Consider the following 25,386-nt stretch of genomic DNA (forward strand, 5'->3'; position numbering starts at 1 on the left):
CTCGTCCCCGGGGCCCGCGACGCCCCGGCTCCGGGAGCCTCGGCACCCTCCGGGTCATGGCCGCCCGGCTGCTGACCGTGCCGGTCGTGCTGTTCGCGCTGGCGTCCCTGGTGTTCCTCGCCATGCGTCTACTGCCCGGCTCACCCGCCGCATCCCTCGCGGGTGGCGGAACAAACCTGTCGGCCGAGCAGATCGCGGAGAACGAGGCGCGCGCCGGCCAGGCCCTGGGCCTCGACCAGCCGCTGTTCACCCAGTACGTGAGCTATCTCGACGACCTGGTGCACCTGCGGTTCGGTTCATCGTTCTTCGGCTCCAACAGTGTCCTCAGCCTGCTCGGCGACGCGCTGCCGGGCACCATCGAACTGACCGTGGCCGCGATGGCGTTGGCGGTGCTGATGGGGGTGACCACCGGCGTGCTCGCCGCACTGCGCAGGGGCACCTGGGTGGACACCGTCACCAGGACCGTGGCCACCGTGAGCTTCTCGCTGCCGTGGTTCGCGCTCGGTGTCCTCGGCATCGTCGTCTTCGGTGTCCAACTGCGCTGGCTGCCCGTACTCGGCCGGCTGCCCAGCTCGCTCGACTACTCGCCGACGACGAACTTCGTGCTGATCGACGCCGTCCTGCAGAACCGGCCCGAGCTGGTCGGCCCCTGGATCCAGCACCTCGTCCTGCCCGCCACCACCCTGGCTCTGTCGATGGCCGGCTACATCACCCGTATCGTGCGCGCCTCGGTGCTGGAGGTCCTCGGCGACGACTTCGTCAGAACCGCCCGGATGAAAGGTCTCGCGCCGGGTGCCGTGGTCCGCCGCCACGTGCTGCGCAACGCCTGGCTTCCGATCGTCACCGTCCTCGGCCTCCAGTTCGGCTCGCTACTGGGCGGCTCCGTGATCACCGAGACCGTCTTCTCCTACGGCGGTGTCGGCCAACTCCTGGTGCAGGGAGTGCTTCAGCGCGACTACCCGGTCGTGCAGGGCGCGGCCCTCGCCATCGCCCTTCTGTTCACCCTCGTCAACTACGCGGTGGACCTGCTGTACATGATCCTCGACCCACGGACAGGGAAAGGCTGAGCCACATGAACATCGTGCTGGTCCACGGCGCCGGAGGGCGCCCCACCACCTGGATCGACGTGGAGCCCCGGCTCGCCGCCCTGGGGCACCGGACCGTCACCGTCACCAATCCGCTGACCTCTCTTCAGGACGATGTCGCGCACACCACTGCCGCCGTCGAGGCGCTCCAGGGCCCGGTACTGCTCGCCGGTCACTCGTACGGGGGCGCGGTCATCACCAACGTGGGCAACCACAAGTCCGTCCGCGGACTCGTCTTCATCGCCGCGTTCGGGCCGGACAAGGGCGAGACCGTCAACGGGATCGTCGAACGGTACAAGCCCGCGGAGATATCGGCGTACATGCGGCGTGGCCCCGACGGCGAGTGGAAGTCCGAACCGGACGAGAGGTTCTGGGCCGAGATAGGCCCCGACCTATCGCCCCGCCACCGGGCCGTCGTCGAGGCCGAGGGACGCCCCGCGGCGAACCTCATCTTCAGGCAGCCGACCGGAGAGCCTGCCTGGCGCACCCTGCCCAGCTGGTACCTGGTCGCCGACGACGACCGCACCCTGCGCCCCGAGGCCCAACGGGACATGGCCGCCCGGATGAAGGCCACGACCTCGAACGTTCCCGGCAGCCACTACACCACGCTGGTGCATCCGGAACGGGTGGCCGACCTCATCCACACCGCGGCCGTGGCAGTGAGCGGCACCCCGTGACCACGCCCGCCGAGGGTGACCAGGACCGCCCCGCGCCCGAGGGGCAATCGCCGCCTGTGCTGGAGATCCGGGACCTCCGAGTCGGCTTCGACGGTCCCGCGGGCCGGCTTCCGGCCGTCGGCGGGGTCGACCTCACCCTGAGGAGGGGGGAGATCCTGGCGCTGGTCGGCGAGTCGGGCTCGGGCAAGTCCGCCCTGGCGATGAGCCTGGTCGGCCTCAACCGGGGCCCGCGTACGCATATCAGCGGGGAGGTGGAATTCGCCGGCCGCGATCTCGTCACGGCCACCGAGCGCGAACTGCGCGAGGTCCGGGGCAAGGACGTCACCGTGGTCTTCCAGGACGCGCTCGCCGCCCTCAACCCGCTGCACAGGGTGGGCGACCAGGTCGGCGAGATGATCCGCGCCCACCGCAAGGTCCCGCGGCAGCGGGCGAGGGAGCGGGCCGTGGAACTGCTCGGTGAAGTCGGCATCGCCGGCCCCCGCCGCAACGCCGGCGCCTACCCGCACCAGCTCTCCGGCGGCATGCGCCAACGCGTGATGATCGCCATGGGGCTGGCCAACGACCCGGCCGTACTGATCGCGGACGAACCCACCACGGCGCTGGACGTGACGATCCAGGCACAGGTGCTGTCCGTGCTGGAACGGGTGCGCCTCGCCCACGGCACCTCAGTCCTGCTGATCACACACGACCTCGGCGTGGTCGCCGAGGTCGCCGACCGGGTCGCCGTCATGTACGCGGGCCGAATCGTCGAGCAGGGGCTGCGCGACGACGTGCTGTTCAACCCGCAACACCCGTACACGATGGGACTTCTGGGCTCGGTGCCGCCGATCGACGGACCGGTCGCCGACCGGCTGCCCGCGATCCCCGGAAGCCCGCTGACGGGCCTGGACCGGCCCCTCGGCTGCGCGTTCGCCCCCCGGTGCGCCTTCGCCCGTAACGCCTGCCGTCAACAGCCCCTTCTGGAGCGGCGCTTCGGAGCCCCCGGCCAGCTCGACGCCTGTGTCCTGCCCGCCCCCGAACGCGACGCGGCGCGCCGGGCGGGCCCGGAACCGGCCCCGTCACCCGCCACGGAGGGGAACTCATGACCTCGTCACCGCCCCTGCCCGCCTCGCCGGTCCCCCCGGCGCGCCGGGGCACTCCGCTCATCAGGGCGGAGAAGCTGCGTGTGGAGTACCGAGGCCGCCTCGGCGGGGGCAAGTTCCGTGCCCTGCGCGACGTGGACCTGGAGATCATCGAGGGCGAGACGCTGGGTCTGGTCGGCGAGTCCGGCTGTGGCAAGTCCACCCTGGGCCGGGCCCTGCTGCGGGTCGTCGAACCCGCCGCGGGCACCATCGACTTCCTCGGGCTGAACATCACCCGGCTGCGCGGTACCCGGCTGCGGCGCACGCGGGCCGACATGCAGATGGTGTTCCAGGACCCGTTCGGTTCGCTGAACCCGCGGCGCAGGATCGCCGACATCGTCGCCGAGCCGCTGCTACGGGTCCGCGGGGCGAGCCGTGCCGAGGCGGACCGGACCGTGGCGGAACTGCTGGAGCGGGTGGGCCTCGGCGGCGAGGCCGGCGGGCGCAGGCCGCACGAGTTCTCCGGCGGGCAGCGCCAGCGCATCGGCATCGCGCGGGCGCTCGCCTCCTCGCCCAAGTTCGTGGTGGCCGACGAGGCCGTCTCCGCCCTGGACGTCTCCATCCAGGCGCAGGTGCTGAACCTGCTGTCGGACCTGGTGCGCGAGCGCGGCCTGACCATGCTCTTCATCTCCCATGACCTGGGTGTCGTACGGCACATCACCGACCGGGTGGCCGTCATGTACCTCGGGCAGATCGTCGAGATCGCCTCCCGGGACGACTTCTTCTCCGGCCCCGCCCACCCCTACTCCTCCGCGCTGCTGTCCTCGGTGCCGTCACTGCGCCCCAGCGGGCGGCGCGAACGGCAGGTCCTGGAGGGGGATCTGCCGGATCCGGCGAATCCACCGGACGGCTGTCTCTTCCAGACCCGCTGCCCCTTCGCCGACGCAACCTGCCGCACCCGTATGCCGGAGCTGACGGAGTTCGTCCCCGGGCGCAGCGTGCGCTGCCACAAGCCCTTGGTGTCCACAAGAGAGGCCGGCCCTTCATGATCATCGACGCGTACAACACCACTCAGGACGTCCGGGGACGGTCCGACTACCTCACGGGGGTACGCAAGGGGGAGGCGCCGCCGCCGCACACGCCGTTCGACCCCCGGCGGATCATCGACCGGATGGATGCGGCCGGCGTCGACATGGCGATGGTGTGCTCACTCGCCCAGCGCATCGAGAACGACTTCATCAGCTCCCTCGTCGCCGCCCACCCGGACCGCTTCTTCGGTTTCGGGCAGGCGTTGCCGCAGGCGGACGACGCGGTCGAGGAGATCGACCGGATGGCCGACGCGGGCCTGGTGGGTCTCAAGCTGCATCCCAGCCTGCACGGTTACCACGTCGCCGACCACGGGCTGCTCGACCCGTTGTTCGAGGCTTGCGCGCGGCGTGGCCTGATGGTGTTGATCAACGCTCTGGACGACTCGTTCTGCGCCCCGCTGGCGATCGAGGAGATCGCCCGCGACCACCCGGAAGTGCCGACGATCATCGCCCACATGGGCGCGGTGTGGAACGTCCCCGAGGCGATCATTGTCGCCGAGCGACAGCCCCATGTGTACCTGGAGACCTCCGCGACGCTGATGAGCGACGTCAAACGCGCCTACGCGCGGCTGGGCCCGGAGAAGATCCTGATGGGCAGCGAGTGGCCCGGCTCCGACTTCGACCTGGAGCGTATGAAAATAGCCAAGGCCGTACCGGACGACAAGGACCGGGCTCTCGTCGAGGGCGGCAACATGGCCCGGCTGCTGGGGATCTCCGTATGAGCGCCGGCGACACCGGCACAGGCGCCGGGCCGCGGGCACGGACGCGGGCACCGGCGCCGGCCGTATCCGCGGCGTCCGTCGCCGTCCCCCCTTCCATGAGCGGGGCGGACGCCGAACTGCTCGCGGTCGCGCAGGAGGTGCTGGGCCGTGTCTGGCGCGACGGCCGACACGAGGTCGCCACGGCACTGCGCACCGCCGACGGAGCCGTCCACACCGGCGTCCACGTCGAAGGATCCTGTCGGCGAAGCTCCGTCTGCGCCGAGGGCGTCGCCCTGGGAACCGCGCGTGGGGCGTACCCCGGCGGCGAGCCGCTGACTGTCATCTCGGTCGTCTCCGTCCAGATCAAACCCGCGGGCCGGTTCCGCGTCATCGCCCCGTGCGGCGTGTGCCGCGAACTGATCAGCGACTACAGCCCGGACGCCACCGTCTGGGTCACCACGCCCGACGACGACGAGGTCGTCCCGATGAGGGCCCTCGACCTGCTGCCGGAGAAGAGCCGGCGTGCATGGTGAACTCCGGCCCCAGCGAAGAAGGAAGCATCATGCCCCGTGAAGTACCTGTTCCCTCCCCCCTGCCCGTGGCCACCGGCCTCGACATCGTCCCCCTCGCCGCGGAACTGGGCGGCACCGGCTCCCCTGTCCTGTGGGAGGAGTTGACCTGGGAGGACGCGGAGACCACCGCGACCGAGCTGAACGCGGTGATCATCCCCGTCGGGGCCACGGAGCAGCACGGCCCGCACCTGCCACTCGCCGTTGACACCATCATCTGCGAGGAAGTCGCCCGTGGCGTCTCGGCGTTGACCGGCGTACCGGTCGTGCCGCCGCTCAGCTTCGGCGTGTCGGCCTCGCACGGCGACTTCGGCGGTACGGTCGCGCTGCGGCCCGAGACGATGATCGCCGTCGTGGAGGATGTCATCGACTCCCTCCACGCCTCCGGGATAAGGCAGTTCATCCTGCTCAACGGCCACATCTGGAACAACGGCGCGCTCGACGTGTCGGCGGAGAAGCTACGTGTGCGACACCGCGACTCACGCGTACGTGCCTTGGGCTACGTCACGATGTACCCCGGCCCCGAGGTCGACGGCCATGTCCGGTACGGCCGGGCTCTGATGCACGCGAACTTCTTCGAGACCTCGGTCATGCTCCACCTTCGACCCGAACTGGTGCGGATGGAGAAGGCCACCTCGCACATCGACGTGGACTCCTTCTGGGACTACCGCATGGACCAGGTCAGCGAGACCGGCGTATGGGGCCGCGACGTGGCCGACGCCCGAGCCGAACACGGTGGCGCGGAGTTCGACCGCTGCCTGCTCACCACCGCCCGCGCCGTGGCCGCCGCCGTCCGCGAGCCGTGGCCCGACCCCACCCACCGACCTGGAGCGACCGCATGACGATCTACGACATCACTCTGCCCATCCACCCCGAGATGCTGCACTGGGGACGCAAGCCCGAGGTCGAGATCGTCGAGTCCCTCGCCAACGGCGACGCCTCCAACGTGACCCGCTGGCGGCTCGGCGCCCACACCGGCACGCACGTCGACGCCCCCGCGCACTTCCGCGACGGCGCGACCCCGATCGACGAGGTGTCCTTGGACTCGCTCGTGGGACCGGCCCTGGTCGTCGACCTCACCCATGTCGAGGGCGACGTGGAGCCGTCCCACCTGGAGAAGGGCGGGGCCGCCGGGTACCGGCGCGTCCTGCTGAAGACCTCCAACTCGGGCGGGCCGCTCAAGGAGCCCGAGCGCGCCCCGCGGTGGGTGGGACTGTCACCGGAGGCCGCCGACTGGCTGATCGCCCAGCGGGTGGAGCTCATCGGCATCGACTACCTCACCATCGAGAGCCACCACCGCACCGATACCTGGGACGTCCACCACGCCCTGCTGGGCGCAGGCGTGCTCATCCTGGAGAACGCCGACCTGGACGAGGTACCCGCCGGTGAGTACGACCTGGCTTGCCTTCCCACCAAACTGGTCGGCGCCGACGGGTCCTTCGCCCGCGCCATCCTCACCACTCGGGACTGACCGTGGCCACGATCGCGATCGCCGCCCCGCACCCCGCCGGTATCAGGGCGGCACGCCAGGCCGCCGCCGAGGGCGGAGGTGTGGTCGATGCGGCACTTGCCGCAGCCGCCGCACTGACCGTGGCCTACCCCCACCAGTGCTCCATCGGCGGTGATCTGGTCGCCCTGGTCCGCGACGCGGCGAGCGGCACCGTGCGCGCTGTGGTCTCGGCGGGGGCCGCCGCGACGGCCGCCGGCCCGGAGCCGCTGAAGGCCTCCGGGCCGCGGATGCCCGCGGGCGGCCCGCACACGGTGACCGTCCCCGGAGTGGTGGCCGGCTGGGCGGAGCTGGCCCGGATCGGTGCGCGGCTGCCCCTCGGCCGGGCGCTGGCCCCGGCCCTGGCCCTGGCCCGGGACGGAGTCGCCGTCAGTGAGGGCCTGGCGCGGGCGATCCGGAACCGGCTCGACGTCGTACGCGCAGACCCGGGCCTCTCCGCGCTGCTGCTCGACGCGGCGGGCGAGCCCCTGCCCGTCGGCGCGCCCTTGATCCAGGCTGCCCTGGCCGCGACCCTGGACGAACTCTCGGAGGACTGGCGGCACTTCTACACCGGACCGACCGCACGGCGCCTGATATCGGGTCTGCGCGCACGCGGCAGCCTGCTCGATCTCGCGGACTTCGCCGCGCACCGGGCGGAGAACACCGAAGCGCTGAGCCTGACCCGGGACGGTGTCACCTGGTGGGCGGCTCCGCCTCCCACCCAGGGCGCCGCACTGCTCGCCGTGCTCGGCGCCGACGGCGACCGGCTGACCGCCGCGCGCAGCGCGGAACTGCGCCGTGACACTCTGCTCGGCGATCCCCGGTGCGGGGCGGTGGACCTCGACGGTCTGCTGCTGCGCGAGCACCGCGAGAGCGCCGCGTTGCCTTCCGGGCCCAGACCGGCCGGAGATACGGTGGCCGTCACCGCCGTCGACGACGAAGGCAATGCCGTCACCCTCATTCAGAGCGTGTTCCAGAGCTTCGGCTCCGGCATCGCGGAACCCACCACGGGCGTGGTGCTGCACAACCGGGGCTCGGCCTTCAGCCTCGACCCCGCGCACCCCGGAGCGCTGCGCCCCGGGGCACGGCCCCCGCACACTCTGTGTCCGGCACTCGCCACCGGCCCCGACCGCGTCGTGGCGCTCGGCTGCCAGGGCGGCCGAGCGCAGGCGTGGATCCTCGCCCAGGTGGGGACCGAACTCATTGACGCCGCCGACCCCGGCGCGCTGCTGGCCCGGCCCCGATGGGTCATCGGCTCCCGCGATCTGGGCCGTTCACGACCCACCCTCGTCCTCGAACCCGGCGTACCGGACGCGCGGCACCTGGCCGACACGGCGCACGGTCTGGGGCTGGCGGTGGCGGAAGTGGCAGGGCCACACGACGAGGCGGGCCACGTACAGACGGCGAGGATGCGCGCCGGCGTGGTCGACGCGGCGAGCGACCCCCGGGCCGACGGGACCGCTGTCGTCCTTCGGCTCTGAACGCGTCCACGACCCTCCCCCGGCTGACTCGGGAGGCGGACGTCGTCAACCTGCCCACTGCACAGGGCGGGTGGGTGCCGTACGGAGAGCGGCACATCGGAATCGCGGGCTTGCATGGACTGGATGTCGTCGGGCTGGGCTGTGTTTCGGGGCGGCGGTCGCAGGTCGTGCGGGGAGAGGCGGAGCGTTGTGGCGCCGTTGAGGGACGATGACCCGAGGGTGATCGGGGGCTTCACGCTCGTGTCGGCTCTCGAACACCGCTACCGAGACGAGCTGAGGGCTGCCGCCCTCCTGACGGGAACCGCCCTGAGCGTGCTCACCGTGACCGCGATGCTGTACATGCCCCACGCTGAGGGAGGGATTCGGCGCGGCAAGACCGCCTCGAACCCTCCAGTGGCAATGAGCCGTCCCGGCCTCGGGCGAAGTGGTTGCGGGTACCGGCCGGGAGGGTATCCGGCCCCGCGCGGGGCGGGTCCGGCCTTCGCCCGTCCGCCTTGTTCGCCACCCAGGGGCGGCACCTCGGCGGAGGGCACGGTCAGGAGCCGAGAATCCTGCGCTTCTGCTCCTCGAACTCCGCATCGGTGAGCACCCCTTGGGCTTTGAGTTCACCGAGTTCCTTCAGCTGGGCCATCGTGCTGTTCGTGTCGTCGGCCGGCTGGGCGGGCGGCGGGGGCGCTGGGGCTGCTTCGGGCTGCTCGGCGGCAGCCTGCTGGGCCCAGCGGCCCTGCTGGCGTCGTGACACCCGATTGGAGACGGCGGTGGCGGTTCCGGCGACGACGGCTGTGCGTGCGACCCCGCGGATCAGACCTGGCATGTTTCTTCTCCCTGGTGTCTGTGGTTCTGGTTCTTGAGCCGGCCCCGGCCCGAAGGAGCGGAGAAGACCGCCTCCGGAAGCGGACCGGCAAGCTCAGGAATCCGGCCCGGCGGGCCCGGCTTCGGAGGAAGAGCCTGATTCGTCTGCGTCGAGCGCGGCCAGGACGGCTTGGACCGGGATGCGCCCGCCGGCCACCAGTTGCGCGCCACCGCGCCGCAGCGCCCTGGCAAGCGGCGCTGCCCACAGGTTTTCGTAGACCAGAATGCCCGCAGAGTCGCCGGGCTCGAGAACAGCGGCCGCCTCCTCCATGTCGTCCCGGCCGAGCAGGCCGGAGGAAGCTCCTTCGAAGACGGCCAGGTCGGCAGTCCTGCCCCCGGTCAGGTCGGCGAGTTCCATGGCAACGACCGAGTTGTCGGGCTCCTTCTTGACGAACACCAGGTCCAAGATCCGGATAGTCCCTCGGTCGACGAGATCGACCAGCAGGGGCAGCCCTTCCCCCGTCATGTGGCTGCCCGGAAATTCGACCACCAGGTAGTCGATCGGTCCCATCTCGTCCACATCGTCGCCCATGTCCATTCCTCACTCACTGTCTGATTGAGGGAGCTGCTCAGCCGCGGAGCGACCGCAGCAGCTCGGTTTTCGCCGAAGCCGAGTTCGCAGGCGGTCCAAGATGCCCGTTCACTGCCGGGCCAGGTGCATACGCATCTCGCTGTCGGCGTCGGTGATGAGCTCGCCAGACAGGTCGACGGTCACGCTGTGGAGCAGACCGGTGAACCGGAACGGTGACCGGTAGTCGGACGTGACCGGTTGGCCTGGGTTGGCGCCGCAGGTCAGGCCGCCGGGGTTGAACATGATGGGGGTGGTCACCGGGAAGTCGGCCTCTGCCACGAGGCGGCGGTCGATGTAGAGCTGGGCGCGCCCCGGGGTGCCCTTGCCGGTGGCGAGGTCGGGCTTGTCGGCCGGTTCGAATTCGAAGCGCAGCTCGTGGCGGCCCGCGGGCACCGGGTCGGTCGTGGACACGGTGTAGAGGGCTCGCGAGACGTAGTTGTGGACGTACGTCAGCTTGCCGTCCTTGAGGTAGAAGCTCCAGCCGCCAGCGCCCGAACCCTGGCTCATCAGTACGCCTTCGGCGCCGCCGGCGGGGATCTCGGCGACGGCGGTGATGCTGTGCGGCCGGTTGAGCACCCGGGGCGCGACGGAGGCCGGCAGCGTCTGGGTGCCGGGCCGGAAGATGTAGCTGGTCCGCTCCTTGGTGATCTGGGGGCGTTCCACGGTCATCCGTGCGAGGGCGCTGCCGTCGATCGGCAGCACGTCGTACTTGCCTGCCTCGACGTACCACAGCGACACCATTTCGATGAGCTTGTCGCGGTGGTCTGCGGCGGTGTCACGGGTTTCCGCGAAGTCCTCGTCGATGTGGTAGAGCTCCCAGGAACGGGCGTCCAGCCGGGAGAGCGTCTCGGAGCTGATGGGTGCGCCGAAGGGCTGCTGCGCCTCGCTGAAGGAGGGCCCCGGCCAGGGGCATACGGCACGCCAGCCGTCGTGATCGATGGCGCGGTGGCCGAGCATTTCGAAGTACTGGGTGTGGTGGCGCGTCGGCGCGTTCGGATTGTCGAAGGTGTGGGCGAAGCTGACGCCGTGCAGGGGGGACTGGGTGACGCCCTTGATGGTGTCGGGCGGTTCGATCCCGAGGACGTCGAGGACGGTGGGAACCATGTCCACGAGGTGGGCGTACTGAGTGCGCACCTCTCCCCGCGCCTTGATGCCGCGCGGCCAGTGAACGAGGAACGGGTCGCTGGCGCCGCCGCGGTACGTCTCCCGCTTCCAGCGCCGGAACGGGGTGTTGCCTGCCCAGGTCCAGCCCCAGGGGTAGTGGTTGAACGTGGTCGGGCCGCCGAGTTCGTCGATCGCCTCGAGACTGTCCTGGATCGGTTCGGGGGCGTTGTTGAAGAACTGCGCCTCGTTGGCGGTCCCGGTGGCCCCGCCCTCCGCGCTGGCCCCGTTGTCGGATACGACCATGATCAGGGTGTTGTCGAGTTCGCCGGTCTCCCTGAGGAAGCCCAGCAGCCGCCCGATCTGGTGGTCGGTGTGGGACAGGAATCCGGCGTAGACCTCCATCATCCGGGTGGCGAGGCGCCGGGCGTCCGGGGACAGGGACTCCCATTGCGGGACATCCGGATCGTGGCGGGACAGCACGGCATCGGGAGGTATCACGCCCAGCCGCTTCTGGTTGGCGAACGTCACCTCCCGGTAGGCGTCCCAGCCTTCGTCGAACCGGCCCCGGTAGCGGTCCGCCCACTCGCGCGGCACGTGGTGCGGTGCGTGGGTGGCCCCGGGGCAGAAGTGGAGGAAGAACGGCTTGTCGGGAGCGACCTGCTTGGCGTCGGAGATGAAGAGCATCGCCTTGTCCGCCAGGTCCTCGGTCAGGTGGTAGCCGTCTTCCGGTGAGCCGGGGGGATCGACCTGGTGGTTGTCGTACAGGAGGTCCGGATACCACTGGTTGGTGTCACCACCGAGGAAGCCGTAGAACCGTTCGAAACCACGGCCGAGCGGCCAGCGGGCATAGGGGCCGGCGGGGGACTCCTGCTCCGAGGGCATCAGATGCCACTTGCCGAGCATGTACGTGTTGTATCCGTGCTCCAGCAGCATCTCGGACAGGAACCCGTTCTCGAACGGGATGTTGCCGTTGTAGCCCGGGTATCCGGTGGCCATCTCGGTGACCGCCGCCATGCCGTTGGCGTGGTGGTTGCGGCCGGTGATGATGCAGGAACGCGACGGTGAGCACAGCGCCGTGGTGTGCATGTTGTTGTAGAGCAGCCCGTCGGCGGCCAGCCCGTCGAGGCTGGGGGTCTCCATCGGACTCCCGTAGCAGCCGAGTTGTCCGTAGCCCGTGTCGTCGAGCACGATCGCCAGCACGTTGGGGGATCCCGGTACCGCGCGTGGTGGTTCGGGCCATGCGGGGCTGGACACATCCGTGGTCCGCCCGATCACTCCGGGGAACCCGCTTCCTGGCTTGTACTCGTTCACTGGCATCGTGCCTGTCCTCCTTCCGCCGTTCCGCCGAGTGGCTCTGCGGAACGGCGGATGCGGTGAGTGATACCGAGCTGTCTTCGGCACCGCGCCGTGGTCCGGTGCCGCTGGGCCCTTGACCGGTGATGTCCAGTCGGCTGCGTGGACGGGCTGATACGAATGCCGGCCGTCGCGGGCGCTCATGTCACCATCCCCCACTCCGGTCAACCGGAGGGCCGCATGCGGACCGCTCCGCGATGCTCATGAGCCCACATGATGGTTCGGCCAACGGGTGAGATTTCCGTAGCACGCTTTTGTCTGGCATGCGGGTTTTTCGGCCGCGGTCGATTCCGTATGCGCTCCGGTTGCCCCTCCGCTACGCGTAACGCACCATTCATGCTAGATCCTGGCCATGACGACTGCCACTGGAGCGATAGCCGAATCCGCTCCTCGCGCACGGTGGCCCAGTGGCGGTCGAGGGGCGAGTATCGCATGGCCGACTAGTCCACTTGCCCGAAAGAGCTCACTATTATGCCCACCATCTGAGTGGAGCGCGGGACTCCCGCATCTTGTGCAAATCACTCGGGGAGGGGGAGAGAACGGTGGCACTCATGGCTCGGCATTGGTATCCGCTCGCCGAGAGCGGAGATGAATTCCTGAATACCGCCCCCTTCCGCTATGCGTACTCCGTGGAGACCACCGCCCCTGCCGAGCGGATCTGGGAGGTCCTGACCGGAGAGGATCTGGTCCACTGGGTATGGGTGTTCACCGGCCTGCGCTGGGCTTCGCCGCGCCCGTTCGGTGTCGGAACGGTACGCGATGTCACGTTGCTGAGAGTGTTCACCGCTCGTGAACGCTTTTTCCGCTGGGAGGACGCGCATCGATATATGTTCGGCGTTTTCGAGGCGTCTCTTCCCGGTCTCCGCCGCGCGGCGGAGGACTGGTCCATCGATTCCAGGCCCTCCGGCTCACGCCTCACTTGGACGATGGCTATCGAGGCAACCCCACTGGCCACGCCATTGTTGTGGATCAGCAGTCCGGTCATCAGGTTCGTGCAACGCCGCGCCATGCGCACCATCCGTGTCCACGTCGGCAGTTGAGTCGGATTCCCGGCTTTCCAGTCGGTAGACCGCCGGGCTTGGCGGCGGTCTACCGACTCCCACCAATGTGCTTCGCCGCCGTGATCCGTGCGCTTCCGGCGCGAGGTAGCGGTGCCGGCCCCCGGAATGCGAATGGTCCGCCTCGATCCTCGTTCGGCTCTGTGAGCGGGCACACAGAGATCGGCAGGACCGCGGACGTACAATGAGCGTGAAATGCGGCTCCGACGATGCAGGGGGCACGCGAGGCCCGGAGCTGACCGCGACGTGGCCGTCGACGGGAAGTGTCCCCACACTGCGAAGGGCTCGGATGGTGTATCTGGCTTCCTCGACCGACGAGCGGGTGCGGGCGGTGAGCGAGGCGCTGAGCCCGTACACGTGGCGAGGACTCACCCCTGAAATGGTCAGCCGTCGCGCGCTCGCCGCGATCGACGAACCCGGAACGGCCGATGCGGCGCCGGCGGCCCGCCATGACGAGCGGATCGGAGTACTCGTCGAGTTCCTGAGGGGCTGCCGGTGGCGCTCACTGACAGTCGGCGCTGTGAGCCGCCAGATGGTGGCTGCCCTGGACGGGTGGCGTCACGAAAGCCAGTGGCTCGAGATCGAGTTGCGCTGGCTGTCGGACGGAGACAGCTGAGACACGGCTTGGAGACGCCCGGGCCGCGCCATCACTTTTCGGGCCGGTCCAGGGAGCCGAGCCTGCGGCGCCCCGGGGACTCGGGTACGGGCGCCCCCTCGCGCAGGCCGCGGGTGGCGGCCGCGGCCTTCTCGTACCAGCGGCCGTACCGCTCGGCGAGGGCCACGGCCGAGACGCCGTGCAGAAGGACGCTGAGGCCGACGGTGACCGCGACCACTCTGCCCAGCAGTTCCACCCCTGGAACGTGGGCGGATTCCTCCACCACGAGCAATCCCAGCACGACGGATGCGAGACCGCGTGGCCCGAACCACCCGATGTACGCCACCGTCGGCGCCCGCAGCCCGCTCCCGACGAGGGAGAGGGCCACCGGCACCATTCTGACGACGGTGAGACTGAGCACTGCGTAGAGGACGATTCGCCAGCTCAGGTGCTCCAGTGCGGGGCCGAGCAGCACCGCCCCGAAGACCAGAAGGCTGATCGACGCCAGGAGTCCTCCGAGGTTCTCGGCGAACTCGGCGGTGCGGTCAGGGCTTTCCTTCTCGCGGCCGGTCCGGTAGCGGCGCAGGGCGAACCCGAAGGCGAATCCGGCGACCCAGGCGGCGATGAAGCCGCTGCCGTCCGTCACGACGCCGAGTCCGTACGCCGCCACCGCGACGGCCAGCACATGGACCTGCCGCCACTCCCGCGTGACCCACCCCCTCGCCCTGGACCACTGCAGCAGCCGACCTCCCAGCCCACCGACCACAAGGCCCAGGGCGGTGCTCAGCACGAGTGCGCGCCAGAAGACACCCCCCGCCCCCTCCGCCGCATAACGCGTGCCCGGAATGGCGGCCAGGAACAGGACGAAGAACGGCAGCACCATGCCGTCGTTCAGGCCGCTTTCCACATTCAGTCCGTGCCGTACGAGCGCCGGGACCCGGGGATTGGAGATGGCGGTCTTGCCCAGGGCGGCGTCGGTGGGGGCGAGGATCGCGCCGACGAGTGCGAGCTCCCACACCGTCAGCCCCGGCAGCAACGGCCAGGCGAGCAGCCAGCCCGCCCCGATGCTCAGCGGCAGTCCGATGCCCAGCAGACGGCCCGGCAGAAAGCCCCCGGCCGCGAGGTCATGTCTGCGGACCGTCATGGCATCGGTGAACAGCACCAGGGTCAGCGCGGCTTCGAGAAGGGCGATGACCGGCGCGGTGTCGCGCTCCTGGTCGATGATGTCCAGCACGGCCGGCCCGATGAGGATCCCGCAACCGACGAACACGATCGCCGACGACAGCGGCGTCGAGGACAGCCGACGCGAAACCAGTGCGTACCCGGCAGTGACACCCGCCACCGCCACACCGGTCCAGGCACCACCGCTCATGCTCCTGCCCTCCGGATCCACCCGCCGGACATGCCCGGCGAAACGTCGACTCGTGCGCGGCTGCGACAGCCTGGCTGGTCCCTTTGAACGCCCGCTCACCTTCTTCTACAGGGCGGCGAGGGGCTGCCCGCCGACATCGACCGGGACACGCCGGAGGGTGCCGTGGAGTTGCTCCGGTCTGACAGACACCGATGGGTTTGCGAGCTATGCGGCTGCGTAGAGCACTCTATGTGGTGTTTTCATGGCGTGACGACGTTCGTGGTGGCTGGGCTGAGCTGGCCGTTCGCCGAATGGCGGCGCCGGGGGTTGTAGAAGCCAAGGCCGGATCCCTGCCTCGTCGCATCGCTGACCGAACGTCAGGCTGGTGTATTGGGAGCCCTTGTCGCTGTGATGGACGAGGCCGGGGCGGGGTCTCCTCCTTCTCGTCGCTGGTCAGGCCGGGGCGTTCCCCGCTGTCCACCCGGTCCTGGCTGGTCCAGGTGCGGATGGTCTGGGCAGACGGCTCGAACTCCTTCGCCAGCTCCTCCGGCGACGGGCCGGCCCGCACCAGCTCGACTATCTGGCGACGGAACTCCGGCGGGTAGGCCGGACGCGTCCTTGGCACGATGAACTCCTCCTTGCGGGACCCAGTGCCCCAAAGCGAAAGGTTGCCCATCAAACCGGGGCAACTTCAGGCCTGCTCCCGCCCGGTCGGATGGTCACATCCGATGAAGGCGACGGAGATCGACAGCCCTTGTGGCTCAGTGGCGGGCCAGCCGCGCCTGAGCTGTGGACGCGGATGCACACCGAACACGCACGTTCCGGCTTGTGGCCGCTGCTCCTCGACGCGCTGGACCCGAACGATGGCGAGTTCCGCCCTTGGGGGTCCGGGGAGGTCTTCCCTGAGCAGATGTCCTCCCCGGCAAGTCATGATCCTGCTGGCCTTCTCGCACAGTGGTGGGCGACCTACACGGCCGTCGATGAAGACGACGACATGCTCGACGTCGAAAGGCGCCTCGCTGTTACGGCCCCAGGACCAAAATGCAATCCTCGCTACCGACAGCCCTACCACTGACACGAAACCAGGAGATCGCACTCAGCCAGGTGAGAACTTCCGGCGCGGCACGGGCGTCTGTCCGTCGAATGCACGCACAGACATAGGAGTTCACATGGCCGTACGTACGAAGCACAGGATCCGACCGCCCCGTTCGTCCGCGGCGCACCGCGGCGGCGCGCGGCGCGCGTGGATGGGTGCGCTGACCGTGGCCGCGCTGGTGAGTACCGCGCTCACCGGCCCCGCCGTGGCCGCTTCGGCCGGGCAGGACGCGGACGGGAACGGGTCATGGACCGGGAGGGCCGGCCACTACGCCACTCAGCAGCAACTGGCCGCCGCCGTCAGGGACGGGGTCCCCGGCGCGCTGGCGCGGGTGACGGACCGCGACGGCGTCTGGAACGGCACCGCCGGAGTCGCGGACCGGACCACCGGCCGCGAGCGGCTGCCCCAGGACAGGTACCGCATCGGCTCGCTCACCAAGACCTTCGTTGCCACCGTGCTGCTCCAACTGGAGGCCGAGGGACGCCTCGACCTGGACGACACCGTCGAGTCCCGACTGCCGTGGGTGGTACGCGGCAACGGCCATGACGGGCGCACCGTCACCGTGCGCCAGCTGCTCAATCACACCAGCGGGATCTTCAACTACACCTCGGACGCGGAGTTCCGCCAGAAGGTGGCTGGCGACGGCTTCCTGACGCACCGTTATGACACGTGGCTGCCGAAGCAGTTGATCGCGCAGGCCATGAGCCATTCGCCCTACTTCGCGCCCGGTTCGGGCTTCCACTACTCCAACACCAACTACATCCTCGCCGGAATGATCGTGGAGCGGGTGACAGGACGCCCGTACGGCACCGAGATCGAGCGCCGTATCCTGCGCCCGCTGGAGCTGCGCGCCACCAGCGCGCCGGGGACCGAGGTGCGGATGCCCCGTCCTTCGGGCCGGGCCTACTCGAAGCTGCTCTCGCCGGATCCCGCCGCCAAGATCCACGATGTGACCGAGCTGAACCCGACGGTCGCGGGGGCGGCAGGATCGATGATCTCCGACTCGGCCGATCTGCAACGCTTCTACCGCGCGTTGCTCCGGGGCGAGTTGCTCCCGGCGGAGCAGCTCGGCGAGATGATGGACACCGTCGACGTGGCCTCCGAGGCATCAGCGGGCTACGGTCTGGGTCTGCTCCGCCAGGAACTGCCGTGTGGTGTGGAGATCTGGGGCCACAGCGGCGATACACGAGGCTCGCTGTCCGCGGTCGCGATGACCCGCGACGGAAGCCACTCGATCGCCTTCAACTTCAACGCGGACTGGGCGGGTGACACCAAGAAGGTCGTCGAGGCGGAGTTCTGCAGCTGATCGGGCAGACCGGGCTGCTTGCGGCCGGTGGGGGCGACCGGTGTGCGCCGATCGCCCCCACCGGTGCCGGTGCCCCCTCAGCCGAAACGGCCGTTGACTCGGACGTCATCTCATTTGGTCAGCCTGCGGCAGCAGATGAGGGTGCAGGCGGGCCGTCGCGCCGGACAGCCCGAACGACGCGGCCGGCACCTGCTGCCACGTGCGCAGAAGTCCCGGTTCACACTGGTCTCAACGGTCGCCGAGAGGTCGGCGTTTCGTCTTGCGCGCAAGGCGGTGGGGGCTGCCCTCGGGGTCGCCGGGCGGGTTGTGGCTGGCGAGGAGAACGGTCAGGGCCGCGGCGGCCAGCAGCACGGACAGGGTGACGAAGCCCGCGGAGAACGTGGCCACTTGTGCCGCCAGGCCCAGCATGAGGGATCCGAGGCCGGTGCCCGCGTCGTAGCCGATGTTCCACGCGACCGAGGTGGCGTGCCGGTTCTCCGCGCCCGCGTAGTGGAACGCCTGGACGAGGGTGAGGCTCTGGAGTCCCCCGTACGCCGCCCCCAGGAGAAGCAGTCCGGCCATCAGCGCGGGGACGGTGGCGCTGTCGGAGCCGACGGCGGACGCGATCAGTGCCGTGCCCGCGCACGCGGTGAGGGCGAGGATGCCGGTGATGGGCCGCAGGGCGATTCGGTCGGCGAGTTCTCCGCAGCCCCAGCGGGCCAGGGCGGCGGTGGCGGTGAGGGCGAGCAGCCCGGTGGCGGCGAGCGCGGGGGTGGTGGTGAATTGCGGGGCGAAGGCGAGTACGGCTCCGCCTGCCGCGGTGACCAGGAGGAGCACGGCGAGGGGGCGCCGGATGCGTCGGAGGACCGTGGTCGCGGGGGCGGGGTTCCGGGCGGGGCCGTCCTGGGGTTCCGGGCTGCCGGTGCGGGCTTCGACGGCGTGGCCGAGGGCGCGTGTCCAGGGCAGGGCGAGGACGGGGAGTACGCCGCAGGCGATGACCGCGGGCAGGGCGAACGTGTGGGTCAGCCAGGGGGCCGCCGAGGTCAGGACGACCTGGGGCAGGGCGACGGCGAGACCGTAGAGGCCGATGGCCGCGCCCTGGCGTCCGCGTGGGGCCAGTACGGCCGCGGCGGTGGCACCGCAGACCGTGACGATGCCGAAGCCCGCGCCGCGCAGGGCAGTCGTCAGCAGGACGGGCAGCAGGTGGTCGCTGAGGGCCTGCAGGAGGGAGGGCAGGCCGAGCAGGAGGGCGCCGAGGGCGAGGGTGCGGGACCATCCGAGCGTGCGCAGGGTCGTTCTGACGCACAGCTGGGCCAGGACGGTGGCGGCCATGAGGACGGCGGTGACCAGGCCGGCGCCGAACTCGTCAGCTCCTCCGTGGACGGCCCATGCCGGTGAGACCGGAAGCAGGAGGGCGAATCCGGAGAAGCAGAACAGCACCACCACCAGCAGGTGCGGTATGCCCGCGGCCCGGACGATGGATTCCTTCGCGGCTGCGGACATGAGCGTCGGGTTCTCCTTGTTCACGTGCGGGAGAGGAGCGGAAACGGGGTGGTGCGGCTCAGGCGGGGCCTGGTGGCAGGTGGACGGTCATGATCAGGTGGCAGGTCTGGTCGCCTTCGCCGCGGTAGGTGTGGGTCACGTCGCCGTCGAAGGTGGCGGTCTCCCCGGCCTCGACGGAGTACTCCACGCCGTCGACGACCAGGACCATGCGGCCCTCGGTGACGCTGACGGTCTCGACGACGCCGGCCTGGTGTGGGTGGCTGGGGTACTCCTCGCCGGGCTGGAGTTTCCAGCGCCAGACCTCGACCGGGGCCGGGCCGGACGTCGTCAGCATCAGCCGGGCCTCGCTGCCCTGCTCACCCGCCCACAAAGGCATGACGGAGTCGCCGGACACCACCCGGACGCGATCCTGGGTGGCCCCTTCCATCAGGGCGGACACCGAGATGCCGAGGGTGTCGGCGAGACGGACCAGGGTGGCGAAGTTCGGGTTCCCCTGGGCCTTTTCCAGGGCGAACAGTGAGCCTTTGCTCACCTTGGCGCGCCGTCCGAGTTCGTCCAGGGACAGCCCCGCGCGGGTGCGCGCGGATCTGACGTTGTGCGCGAGCGTCCGCAGAGCCGCCTCGGTCTCCGCCATCGGTTGCCCCTCTCCTTCGTTTCGGTCTGCCGGACCATGCGGTCGTTCGGTTGACACATCACGGTCGGTTCGTCGTACAGTTTAGTCGTTCCATTGAACACTAAAGGATGTGCTGTGCTTGCTCTGCTGCTGGCCCTGGGCAGCTCCCTGGCCTACGGATGTGCCGACTTCCTCGGCGGTCTCGGTGCCCGCAAGGCCCATGTGCTGCGGACCGTGATGATCGCCGCTCCGGCCTCCCTGGTCGTCGAGCTGCTGCTGTGGCCGGTCCTCGGAGCCTCCTTCAGTCCCGGCGCCCTGGGCTGGGGCGCGGCCTCCGGCGTCGCTTCGGCCGCCGCGTTCGCCCTGCTCTACAAGACCCTGGCGATCGGGCCGATGAACGTGCTCTCCCCGGTGACCGCGCTGGTCTCCGCGATGCTGCCGGTCGGGGTCGGGCTGTTCCAGGGTGAACACCTCGGTCTGGCCGGGCTGGTGGGCCTGCCGCTGGCCCTGGCCGCGGTGATGCTGGTCAGCGCGGGAAACGGTGCGAAGTCCGCCCGCCCCTCGCGCACGGCGATCCTGCTGGCCTTCGGCGCCGGCGCCGCCATCGCCCTGCAACTGATCTTCCTGCACCAGGCCCCCTCCCACAGCGGCGTCGCCCCGCTGATCATCGGCCGTGCGGTGTCCTCCGCCGTCACCCTGACGGCCGCCGGGATGATGTACCGGAAGCTCGGTTCCGAGAAGCCCGCCTACGTGATATCGGCCACCGCCGGAGTGCTGGACTCGGTGGCGAACCTGCTGTTCCTCCTCGCCGTCCGGAGCGGCGACCTCGCCGTCGTCGCCGTGATCACCGCCCTGTACCCGGCGGGCACCGTCCTGCTCGCCCGGAGCGTCCTGGCCGAGCGCATCCACCGCGGCCAACTGGTCGGCCTGGGCACCGCGGCCGTCGCCGTCAGTCTCCTCGCCCTGACCTGACACGCCGACGCCCCGGCTTGTGCCCGCCCTCGGGCCGGCCTGTTCCCTTCGCCCGCACCCCTCATGGAAACGGATCTGTGATGACTGCCTTCCGTATCAGCCCCGCTGTCGCCGACGCCTTCCCCGACACCCTCATCGCCCTGGTCACCGCCACCGGACTACGGGGCCACGAGCCCTGGCCGGACACCACCGCGGCCCTGGAGGAGCTGGAGCAGCAGCTCGCCGACGAGAGCTGGCGGCCCGCCGACGAGAGCAACCCGCGGATCGAGGCGTGGCACACCGCCTACCGGTCCTTCGGCACCAACCCCCGCCGCATCCGCCCCAGCGTCGACGCCCTCGGCCGCCGCCTGGCGAAGAAGGGCACCCTGCCCCGGATCAACCCGGCCGTCGACTCCTACAACGCCGTCTCCGTCCGCCACGGCCTGCCCGCCGGCGCCTTCGACCTCGACCACGTCACCGGCCACGTCGACATCCGCTACGCCGACGGCAGCGAGACCTTCACCCCGCTCGGCGAACCCGACACCGTGGAGAACCCGAAGCCCGGCGAGATCATCTACGCCGACACCACCGGCGTCCTGACCCGGCACTGGAACCACCGCGACGCCCACCGCACCCGCGTCACCGAAGACTCCACCCACGTCGCTTTCGTCCTCGAAACGCTTCACGCGCCCCGCGACGGCCATCACCTCCAGACCGCCGCCGAAGAACTCCAGGGACTGCTCCTGCCCCACGCCGCGCAGACCCGCCTGCACTACCTCAGCCCCGCCCAGCCCGCAGCCACCGCCTGAACCCACCCCGCCCGGCCGCACGTCACATTGGAGGACCCGTCGTGTTCACCGGCCTGAGCGCCTTCCCGCTCACCCCGATCCCCGGCAACGGAGGCATCGACGAGAAGGCGTATGGCCGGCTCGTCCGGCGCCTGGCCACCGCCGACGTCGACTCGATCGGAGCGCTCGGCTCCACGGGCTCCTACGCCTACCTGACCCGGGCCGAACGCGCCCGCGCCGCCCGGATCGCGGTGGAGCACGCCGACCACGTCCCCGTCATCGTCGGCATCGGAGCCCTGCGCACCCGTCACGTGCTGGAAGCAGCCGAAGACGCGCAGAACGCCGGGGCCGCCGGAGTCCTCCTCGCGCCCGTTTCCTACCAGCCGCTCACCGAGGACGACGTGTTCGGCCTGTTCGAAGACGTCACCGCGAACCTGTCCGTCCCCCTGGTCATCTACGACAACCCCGGCACCACCCACTTCACCTTCACCGACGAGCTCTACACCCGGCTGGCCTGGCTCCCGAACGTGGCCTCCATCAAGATCCCCGGCGTCCCCGCCGACCCCGCGGCAGCCAAGGCACGCATCGAGCACCTGCGGCAACTGCTGCCCGCAACGATCACGATCGGAGTCAGTGGTGACGCGGACGCCGCCCGGGGCCTGAACGCAGGATGCGACACCTGGTACTCGGTCATCGGCGGCACCTTCCCCGAGCCGGCCCTCACCCTCACTCGGGCCGCACAGGGCGAACAGCCCGAGCGGGCCCAGCAGGAATCCCGGCGGCTCCAGCCGCTGTTCGACCTCTTCGCCCAGCACGGCGGATCCCTGCGCGTCATCGCAGCAGCAGCCGCCCACCTCGGCCTCACCTCGCCGGTCAACCTCCCCCTCCCGCTGCGCGGCCTGGACCCGAAGGAACGTACCCAGGTCGCCACCGTGATGAAGAGCCTGCAACTCCATGCCTGACCAACCATCACGGACACGCCGTTTCCCTCCCCGCCTGCGGAAAGGAAACGGCTGCGGCGGCCCTCACCAGACCGGCCCGGCGCTCCCGGAAGTGGCCCCGACCGTCCTCGGACCGAACACCGACAGGCGGGCGACCGACGGTCCGGACACCAGCAGTCCTGGCTGGGGGCCGCTGGCCCGCTATGTCCTCGCCGCGACCCTGGCCCGCACATCCGACGGCGGCGCCGTCGTGGCCATCGTCCTCATGGTGACCTCCAGCGGCGGATCAGGCTGGCTGGCCGGCGCGCTCGGGGCCTGCATCACCGCACCCCACCTGATGGGCCCCTTCGTCGCCCGCAGCCTGGACACCGCACGAGACGGCCGCACCGTCATCGCCGCAGCCTCCCTCGCCCACGGCACCACCCTCGCCGCCGCCGTCCTGCTCTACCCCCACGCCCACCCCGCCGTCCCCGCAGCCCTCCTGATCGTCTCCGGCCTCTTCGGCCCCCTGCTCACCGGAGGCATCAGCAGCCGCCTGCCCACCATCGCCGGCCACGGCCGACAACGCCAACGCCGCGCCCAGGGCTGGGACGTGGCCACCTACGGCATCAGCGGCACCATCGGGCCCACCCTCGTCGCCGCCGTCTCCGCCTGGGCCTCACCCTCAACCGCGGCCCTCGTCCTGGCCGCCGGGTGCTACATCGCCGCCGCCGTCATCCGCCTCCTCCCTCACACCCCGGCCCCCAGCGCCGCCTCGGACGTCCCGCGCCCCTTCCGCACACTCGCGGGCATCCTCGCCTCCGGACCGCTGCGCCGCACGCTCTATCTGACCGTGACCGTCGCCTTCAGCGTCGCCGCCCTCCCCATCACCGCCGTCTCCAGCACCCACACACTCGGCGTCAGCTCCTCCGCAGCCGGCCTCCTCACCGCCGCCTACGGCCTGGGCAACCTCGCCGGATCCGTCGGCGTCATGATCCGCCCCGCCCGCGCGGAAGCGGACCGGCTCATGACCCGCCTCGCCGCCACCATCGCCCTCACCCTCGCGGTCATCGTCCTCGCTCCCACCTTCACCCTCGCCGTCACCGGCTACGCCGCAGCCGGCATCGCCAACGCCTACTTCTTCGCCGCCACCCTCGCCGCTCGCAACGAATACGCCCCCGACAACGCCCGCGGACAGATGTTCGTCTGGGTCGGCGCCCTGAAAATCACCGCAGGATCCGCCGGAACAGCAGCCGCCGGAGCCATCATCGGCACCAGCATCCTCCTCCCCCTCCTCAGCGCCACCGCCCTCACTCTCACCAGCGCCCTGCTCTCCCGTACAGAACGCCACCACAGCGGCTGAATCCCGCCGGACCCGAGCGTCGTAGTTGGGCGGGTGCGATCGTTAAGTGCCGAGCTGCGGTCCAATCGCTCGGAGTAGCGATCAACGGCGGAGATCGCGGCATTCCGGCAGGCCACGCTGCGCGGTGAGCTGACCGGCCACTGACTGTCCGTAAGGCGCCAACTATCGTGCAAAGGCGCAGGTACCAACGCTGCATCCCCAGGTTCACGCGATCCGGCTTCGGGGCAAAGCTGACGGGCGGTGGCCGCCGCCCGGGCGCGAGCGCGGTCGTTCCCCGGAGGTCAGGGGCGCGGGGAGCGGGTTCTGCGAAGGCGCATGGCCTGCCAGAGTTCGGCGGCGCCGCGGCTGCTGTCGGGCCGGGTCTGGTGTCGGCCGCGGCAGCAGGCGTTGTGGGCGATTTTGGCGGTGCCGTGGTCGCGGTGATGCTGACCGGGCCAAGCGATGGCGCCGGACAAGTGGTAGATCTCGTCTTCGGCGAAGCACCGGGTCGAAAGTCGCCCGGGACGAGTGCGATCCAGACCTTGCCGCCCTCCGGCTCGCCGGAGCTGTCGCCGCCGGGGTCGGTGGTGCCGGAGTGGGGGCGGCTGGCGTGGGGGCTGTTGACGTCGGGGGTGCGGTGGCGGTGGGTGGCCATGCCGCACGCGAGGCACGGCGCGGTGAGCCGGGGCCCCACGAGGGAATCTCCTCCCCAGTACGGGAGCTCGGTGGGGGTGGCGGGTCCGACGCGGGCTGTCGGGCTCGCACTCTGGCTGGACGTTCATTCCGCTCCCCTGCCACCGGTCTTCAGTCGCTGCTGGACGGATGGTGCGGGCGCGGCATGCGGCGGCGTTCGTATCCGGGGACGGGCCGGATGGCCACGGTGGGCGGTCCGGTCTGCTGGCGCCGGGCCTGGCCCTGGCAGAACAGGCACTGGGGGCCGCCGGGGGCGGCGGGGTCGATGGGCGCTCCGGGGTGCTGGGCGCATCCTGAGCTGTTGCGGAGACGGGAGAGCTCCCGGGCGACGACGAAGGCCCCGTGCGTGAGATCGCCCAGATGCACGAAGGTCTCGTCCTCCGACCGGAAGTTGATCTCCGATGCCAGGTCGTTGATCAGTTGCATGGTCTGCGCGAGGACGGTGTGGTCGTAGGGCGGGGGTGGGACGGCCCAGTTGTGGCGGGGTGCCTGGGGTGCCGCTTTCACGTCGGGTCGGCCGGTGCGGCGGTGGCTGTTGCACAGCAGGCAGCGCCCCCAGCCGACGGCACCCTTCGGATGCGGTTGGCAGCCGGTCGAGTTGCGGTCCGGGGCCAGGTTCCGGGCGACGTTGAACAGCGAGTAGAGGCTGTCGGCGATCTCCTCGTACTCGGTGGGGTCGGCGGGTACCGGCAGTTGGCCGATGAGTTCCCCGACGCCCGCGAGCTTGGAGTAGAGCTCCTTCAGTAAGAAGGGTCTGCCGGTGGGGACGCGGTAGGCGGAGTGGTCAGCGAAATCCACGGAACCCACTATGTCGTGAAGTACCCCGCTGGCGCCCGCTTTTCGCCCGACCGGTTGCGCACTGCCGGTCACGGCTGGACGGCCAGCGGGGCCCAGGACAGCAGGGCGCGGGATCCGGTGCGGCACTCGTGCGGAGCTACTTCCAGCCGGGCTTCGACCGTGAGGTGATCCTTGCGCAGCAGTACGAGGGTGGGCTCGCAGACGTCGGTCATCACCATGGCGGGGTGATCGACGTCGAACCACTGGGGCAGGCGCGGGGAGAGATCCGGGACCGTCGTGACGACCGTGGTGAAGAGCATGGGGATGTCGGTCCTGATGTCCCGGACCGACCACATCAGCTGATCGCCCCAGGACAGCGGCTCCGC

The 25,386-nt window shown here is 70.3% G+C and carries 25 protein-coding genes; 16 read left to right on the forward strand and 9 right to left on the reverse strand.

Going from position 1 to position 25,386, the window contains the following annotated elements; genetic code table 11:
* Positions 1–56 precede the first annotated feature (56 nt).
* The 9 genes from AB0P17_RS11235 to AB0P17_RS11275 all read left to right on the forward strand — a co-directional run bounded on the left by AB0P17_RS11235 (position 57) and on the right by AB0P17_RS11275 (position 8,148).
* Positions 57–1,067 (forward strand): ABC transporter permease, encoded by a 1,011-nt coding sequence (locus tag AB0P17_RS11235; RefSeq protein ID WP_365809746.1) that lies wholly within the window; start codon positions 57–59, stop codon positions 1,065–1,067.
* Positions 1,068–1,072: 5 nt separating this feature from the next.
* Positions 1,073–1,762 (forward strand): alpha/beta hydrolase, encoded by a 690-nt coding sequence (locus AB0P17_RS11240; protein WP_365809748.1) that lies wholly within the window; start codon positions 1,073–1,075, stop codon positions 1,760–1,762.
* Positions 1,759–2,847 (forward strand): ABC transporter ATP-binding protein, encoded by a 1,089-nt coding sequence (locus AB0P17_RS11245; protein WP_365809749.1) that lies wholly within the window; start codon positions 1,759–1,761, stop codon positions 2,845–2,847. Before AB0P17_RS11240 ends, AB0P17_RS11245 begins: the two co-directional genes overlap by 4 nt.
* Positions 2,844–3,872 (forward strand): oligopeptide/dipeptide ABC transporter ATP-binding protein, encoded by a 1,029-nt coding sequence (locus AB0P17_RS11250; RefSeq protein WP_365809750.1) that lies wholly within the window; start codon positions 2,844–2,846, stop codon positions 3,870–3,872. The genes AB0P17_RS11245 and AB0P17_RS11250 overlap by 4 nt, the downstream gene beginning before the upstream one ends.
* The gene (locus AB0P17_RS11255; RefSeq protein WP_365809752.1) at positions 3,869–4,633 is read left to right on the forward strand and encodes an amidohydrolase family protein; all 765 of its coding nucleotides are present in this window, start codon (positions 3,869–3,871) and stop codon (positions 4,631–4,633) included. The genes AB0P17_RS11250 and AB0P17_RS11255 overlap by 4 nt, the downstream gene beginning before the upstream one ends.
* A gap of 95 nt (positions 4,634–4,728) precedes the next feature.
* Positions 4,729–5,145 carry a cytidine deaminase gene (locus tag AB0P17_RS11260; RefSeq protein WP_365809754.1) on the forward strand — a complete coding sequence of 139 codons (417 nt, stop codon included), beginning with the start codon at positions 4,729–4,731 and terminating at the stop codon, positions 5,143–5,145.
* Between the two features lie 29 nt (positions 5,146–5,174).
* Positions 5,175–6,023 (forward strand): creatininase family protein, encoded by an 849-nt coding sequence (locus tag AB0P17_RS11265; protein ID WP_365809755.1) that lies wholly within the window; start codon positions 5,175–5,177, stop codon positions 6,021–6,023.
* A complete protein-coding gene (locus AB0P17_RS11270; protein ID WP_365809756.1) occupies positions 6,020–6,652 on the forward strand; it encodes a cyclase family protein in 633 nt (210 codons plus the stop codon). The genes AB0P17_RS11265 and AB0P17_RS11270 overlap by 4 nt, the downstream gene beginning before the upstream one ends.
* Before the next feature lie 2 nt (positions 6,653–6,654).
* Positions 6,655–8,148: a gamma-glutamyltransferase gene (locus tag AB0P17_RS11275; protein ID WP_365809758.1), complete on the forward strand. Its 1,494-nt coding sequence runs from the start codon at positions 6,655–6,657 to the stop codon at positions 8,146–8,148.
* Between the two features lie 535 nt (positions 8,149–8,683).
* Here AB0P17_RS11275 and AB0P17_RS11280 read toward each other — a convergent pair.
* The 3 genes from AB0P17_RS11280 to AB0P17_RS11290 all read right to left on the reverse strand — a co-directional run bounded on the left by AB0P17_RS11280 (position 8,684) and on the right by AB0P17_RS11290 (position 11,992).
* Positions 8,684–8,962, reverse strand: a complete 279-nt coding sequence (locus tag AB0P17_RS11280) for an SHOCT domain-containing protein (RefSeq protein ID WP_365809760.1) — start codon at positions 8,960–8,962, stop codon at positions 8,684–8,686.
* Between the two features lie 93 nt (positions 8,963–9,055).
* The gene (locus tag AB0P17_RS11285; protein WP_365809762.1) at positions 9,056–9,532 is read right to left on the reverse strand and encodes a DUF6325 family protein; all 477 of its coding nucleotides are present in this window, start codon (positions 9,530–9,532) and stop codon (positions 9,056–9,058) included.
* A gap of 108 nt (positions 9,533–9,640) precedes the next feature.
* Positions 9,641–11,992 carry an arylsulfatase gene (locus AB0P17_RS11290; RefSeq protein WP_365809764.1) on the reverse strand — a complete coding sequence of 784 codons (2,352 nt, stop codon included), beginning with the start codon at positions 11,990–11,992 and terminating at the stop codon, positions 9,641–9,643.
* 587 nt (positions 11,993–12,579) lie between these two features.
* Here AB0P17_RS11290 and AB0P17_RS11295 point away from each other — a divergent pair.
* Both AB0P17_RS11295 and AB0P17_RS11300 read left to right on the forward strand, forming a co-directional pair.
* Positions 12,580–13,068 carry an SRPBCC family protein gene (locus AB0P17_RS11295; protein ID WP_365809926.1) on the forward strand — a complete coding sequence of 163 codons (489 nt, stop codon included), beginning with the start codon at positions 12,580–12,582 and terminating at the stop codon, positions 13,066–13,068.
* A gap of 307 nt (positions 13,069–13,375) precedes the next feature.
* Positions 13,376–13,702, forward strand: coding sequence for a hypothetical protein (locus AB0P17_RS11300; protein ID WP_365809766.1), 327 nt, complete (start codon positions 13,376–13,378; stop codon positions 13,700–13,702).
* A gap of 31 nt (positions 13,703–13,733) precedes the next feature.
* Here AB0P17_RS11300 and AB0P17_RS11305 read toward each other — a convergent pair whose 3' ends face one another.
* Both AB0P17_RS11305 and AB0P17_RS11310 read right to left on the reverse strand, forming a co-directional pair.
* Positions 13,734–15,053 (reverse strand): cation:proton antiporter, encoded by a 1,320-nt coding sequence (locus tag AB0P17_RS11305; protein WP_365809768.1) that lies wholly within the window; start codon positions 15,051–15,053, stop codon positions 13,734–13,736.
* A 226-nt stretch (positions 15,054–15,279) separates the two neighbouring features.
* On the reverse strand, positions 15,280–15,657 hold the full coding sequence (locus AB0P17_RS11310; protein ID WP_365809928.1) for a transposase: 378 nt from the start codon (positions 15,655–15,657) through the stop codon (positions 15,280–15,282).
* Between the two features lie 622 nt (positions 15,658–16,279).
* Here AB0P17_RS11310 and AB0P17_RS11315 point away from each other — a divergent pair.
* A complete protein-coding gene (locus AB0P17_RS11315) occupies positions 16,280–17,434 on the forward strand; it encodes a serine hydrolase domain-containing protein (protein WP_365809930.1) in 1,155 nt (384 codons plus the stop codon).
* Positions 17,435–17,662: 228 nt separating this feature from the next.
* On the opposite strand, the gene AB0P17_RS11320 is transcribed toward AB0P17_RS11315, so the two are convergent.
* On the reverse strand, positions 17,663–18,916 hold the full coding sequence (locus tag AB0P17_RS11320) for an MFS transporter (RefSeq protein WP_365809770.1): 1,254 nt from the start codon (positions 18,914–18,916) through the stop codon (positions 17,663–17,665).
* A 58-nt stretch (positions 18,917–18,974) separates the two neighbouring features.
* The gene (locus tag AB0P17_RS11325) at positions 18,975–19,550 is read right to left on the reverse strand and encodes an XRE family transcriptional regulator (RefSeq protein ID WP_365809771.1); all 576 of its coding nucleotides are present in this window, start codon (positions 19,548–19,550) and stop codon (positions 18,975–18,977) included.
* A gap of 114 nt (positions 19,551–19,664) precedes the next feature.
* Between AB0P17_RS11325 and AB0P17_RS11330 the strand changes: the two genes are divergently transcribed.
* From AB0P17_RS11330 to AB0P17_RS11345, 4 genes are all read left to right on the forward strand, one after another.
* Positions 19,665–20,501: an EamA family transporter gene (locus AB0P17_RS11330; protein ID WP_365809773.1), complete on the forward strand. Its 837-nt coding sequence runs from the start codon at positions 19,665–19,667 to the stop codon at positions 20,499–20,501.
* A gap of 80 nt (positions 20,502–20,581) precedes the next feature.
* Entirely contained in the window at positions 20,582–21,289 is a 708-nt protein-coding gene (locus AB0P17_RS11335; protein ID WP_365809774.1) for a phenylalanine--tRNA ligase beta subunit-related protein, read from the forward strand.
* Positions 21,290–21,330: 41 nt separating this feature from the next.
* The gene (locus AB0P17_RS11340; protein ID WP_365809776.1) at positions 21,331–22,230 is read left to right on the forward strand and encodes a dihydrodipicolinate synthase family protein; all 900 of its coding nucleotides are present in this window, start codon (positions 21,331–21,333) and stop codon (positions 22,228–22,230) included.
* Positions 22,231–22,321: 91 nt separating this feature from the next.
* The gene (locus AB0P17_RS11345) at positions 22,322–23,551 is read left to right on the forward strand and encodes an MFS transporter (protein ID WP_365809778.1); all 1,230 of its coding nucleotides are present in this window, start codon (positions 22,322–22,324) and stop codon (positions 23,549–23,551) included.
* A 783-nt stretch (positions 23,552–24,334) separates the two neighbouring features.
* On the opposite strand, the gene AB0P17_RS11350 is transcribed toward AB0P17_RS11345, so the two are convergent.
* On the reverse strand, positions 24,335–25,021 hold the full coding sequence (locus tag AB0P17_RS11350) for a hypothetical protein (protein ID WP_365809780.1): 687 nt from the start codon (positions 25,019–25,021) through the stop codon (positions 24,335–24,337).
* Between the two features lie 68 nt (positions 25,022–25,089).
* Positions 25,090–25,356 (reverse strand): hypothetical protein, encoded by a 267-nt coding sequence (locus AB0P17_RS11355; protein WP_365809782.1) that lies wholly within the window; start codon positions 25,354–25,356, stop codon positions 25,090–25,092.
* Positions 25,357–25,386 lie beyond the last annotated feature (30 nt).

This window comes from Streptomyces sp. NPDC088124 (genome assembly GCF_040685895.1).
Lineage (GTDB): Bacteria > Actinomycetota > Actinomycetes > Streptomycetales > Streptomycetaceae > Streptomyces.

Bases quoted from the DNA above. Each gene is read 5' to 3' on its own strand.
- AB0P17_RS11315 (WP_365809930.1), top strand. From the start codon at position 16,280: ATGGGTGCGCTGACCGTGGCCGCGCTGGTGAGTACCGCGCTCACCGGC.
- AB0P17_RS11305 (WP_365809768.1), bottom strand. From the start codon at position 15,053: ATGAGCGGTGGTGCCTGGACCGGTGTGGCGGTGGCGGGTGTCACTGCC.
- AB0P17_RS11255 (WP_365809752.1), top strand. From the start codon at position 3,869: ATGATCATCGACGCGTACAACACCACTCAGGACGTCCGGGGACGGTCC.
- AB0P17_RS11295 (WP_365809926.1), top strand. From the start codon at position 12,580: ATGGCTCGGCATTGGTATCCGCTCGCCGAGAGCGGAGATGAATTCCTG.
- AB0P17_RS11335 (WP_365809774.1), top strand. From the start codon at position 20,582: ATGACTGCCTTCCGTATCAGCCCCGCTGTCGCCGACGCCTTCCCCGAC.
- AB0P17_RS11270 (WP_365809756.1), top strand. From the start codon at position 6,020: ATGACGATCTACGACATCACTCTGCCCATCCACCCCGAGATGCTGCAC.
- AB0P17_RS11280 (WP_365809760.1), bottom strand. From the start codon at position 8,962: ATGCCAGGTCTGATCCGCGGGGTCGCACGCACAGCCGTCGTCGCCGGA.
- AB0P17_RS11285 (WP_365809762.1), bottom strand. From the start codon at position 9,532: ATGGGCGACGATGTGGACGAGATGGGACCGATCGACTACCTGGTGGTC.
- AB0P17_RS11320 (WP_365809770.1), bottom strand. From the start codon at position 18,916: ATGTCCGCAGCCGCGAAGGAATCCATCGTCCGGGCCGCGGGCATACCG.
- AB0P17_RS11260 (WP_365809754.1), top strand. From the start codon at position 4,729: ATGAGCGGGGCGGACGCCGAACTGCTCGCGGTCGCGCAGGAGGTGCTG.
- AB0P17_RS11355 (WP_365809782.1), bottom strand. From the start codon at position 25,356: ATGTGGTCGGTCCGGGACATCAGGACCGACATCCCCATGCTCTTCACC.
- AB0P17_RS11290 (WP_365809764.1), bottom strand. From the start codon at position 11,992: ATGCCAGTGAACGAGTACAAGCCAGGAAGCGGGTTCCCCGGAGTGATC.
- AB0P17_RS11300 (WP_365809766.1), top strand. From the start codon at position 13,376: ATGGTGTATCTGGCTTCCTCGACCGACGAGCGGGTGCGGGCGGTGAGC.
- AB0P17_RS11265 (WP_365809755.1), top strand. From the start codon at position 5,175: ATGCCCCGTGAAGTACCTGTTCCCTCCCCCCTGCCCGTGGCCACCGGC.
- AB0P17_RS11235 (WP_365809746.1), top strand. From the start codon at position 57: ATGGCCGCCCGGCTGCTGACCGTGCCGGTCGTGCTGTTCGCGCTGGCG.
- AB0P17_RS11240 (WP_365809748.1), top strand. From the start codon at position 1,073: ATGAACATCGTGCTGGTCCACGGCGCCGGAGGGCGCCCCACCACCTGG.
- AB0P17_RS11325 (WP_365809771.1), bottom strand. From the start codon at position 19,550: ATGGCGGAGACCGAGGCGGCTCTGCGGACGCTCGCGCACAACGTCAGA.
- AB0P17_RS11250 (WP_365809750.1), top strand. From the start codon at position 2,844: ATGACCTCGTCACCGCCCCTGCCCGCCTCGCCGGTCCCCCCGGCGCGC.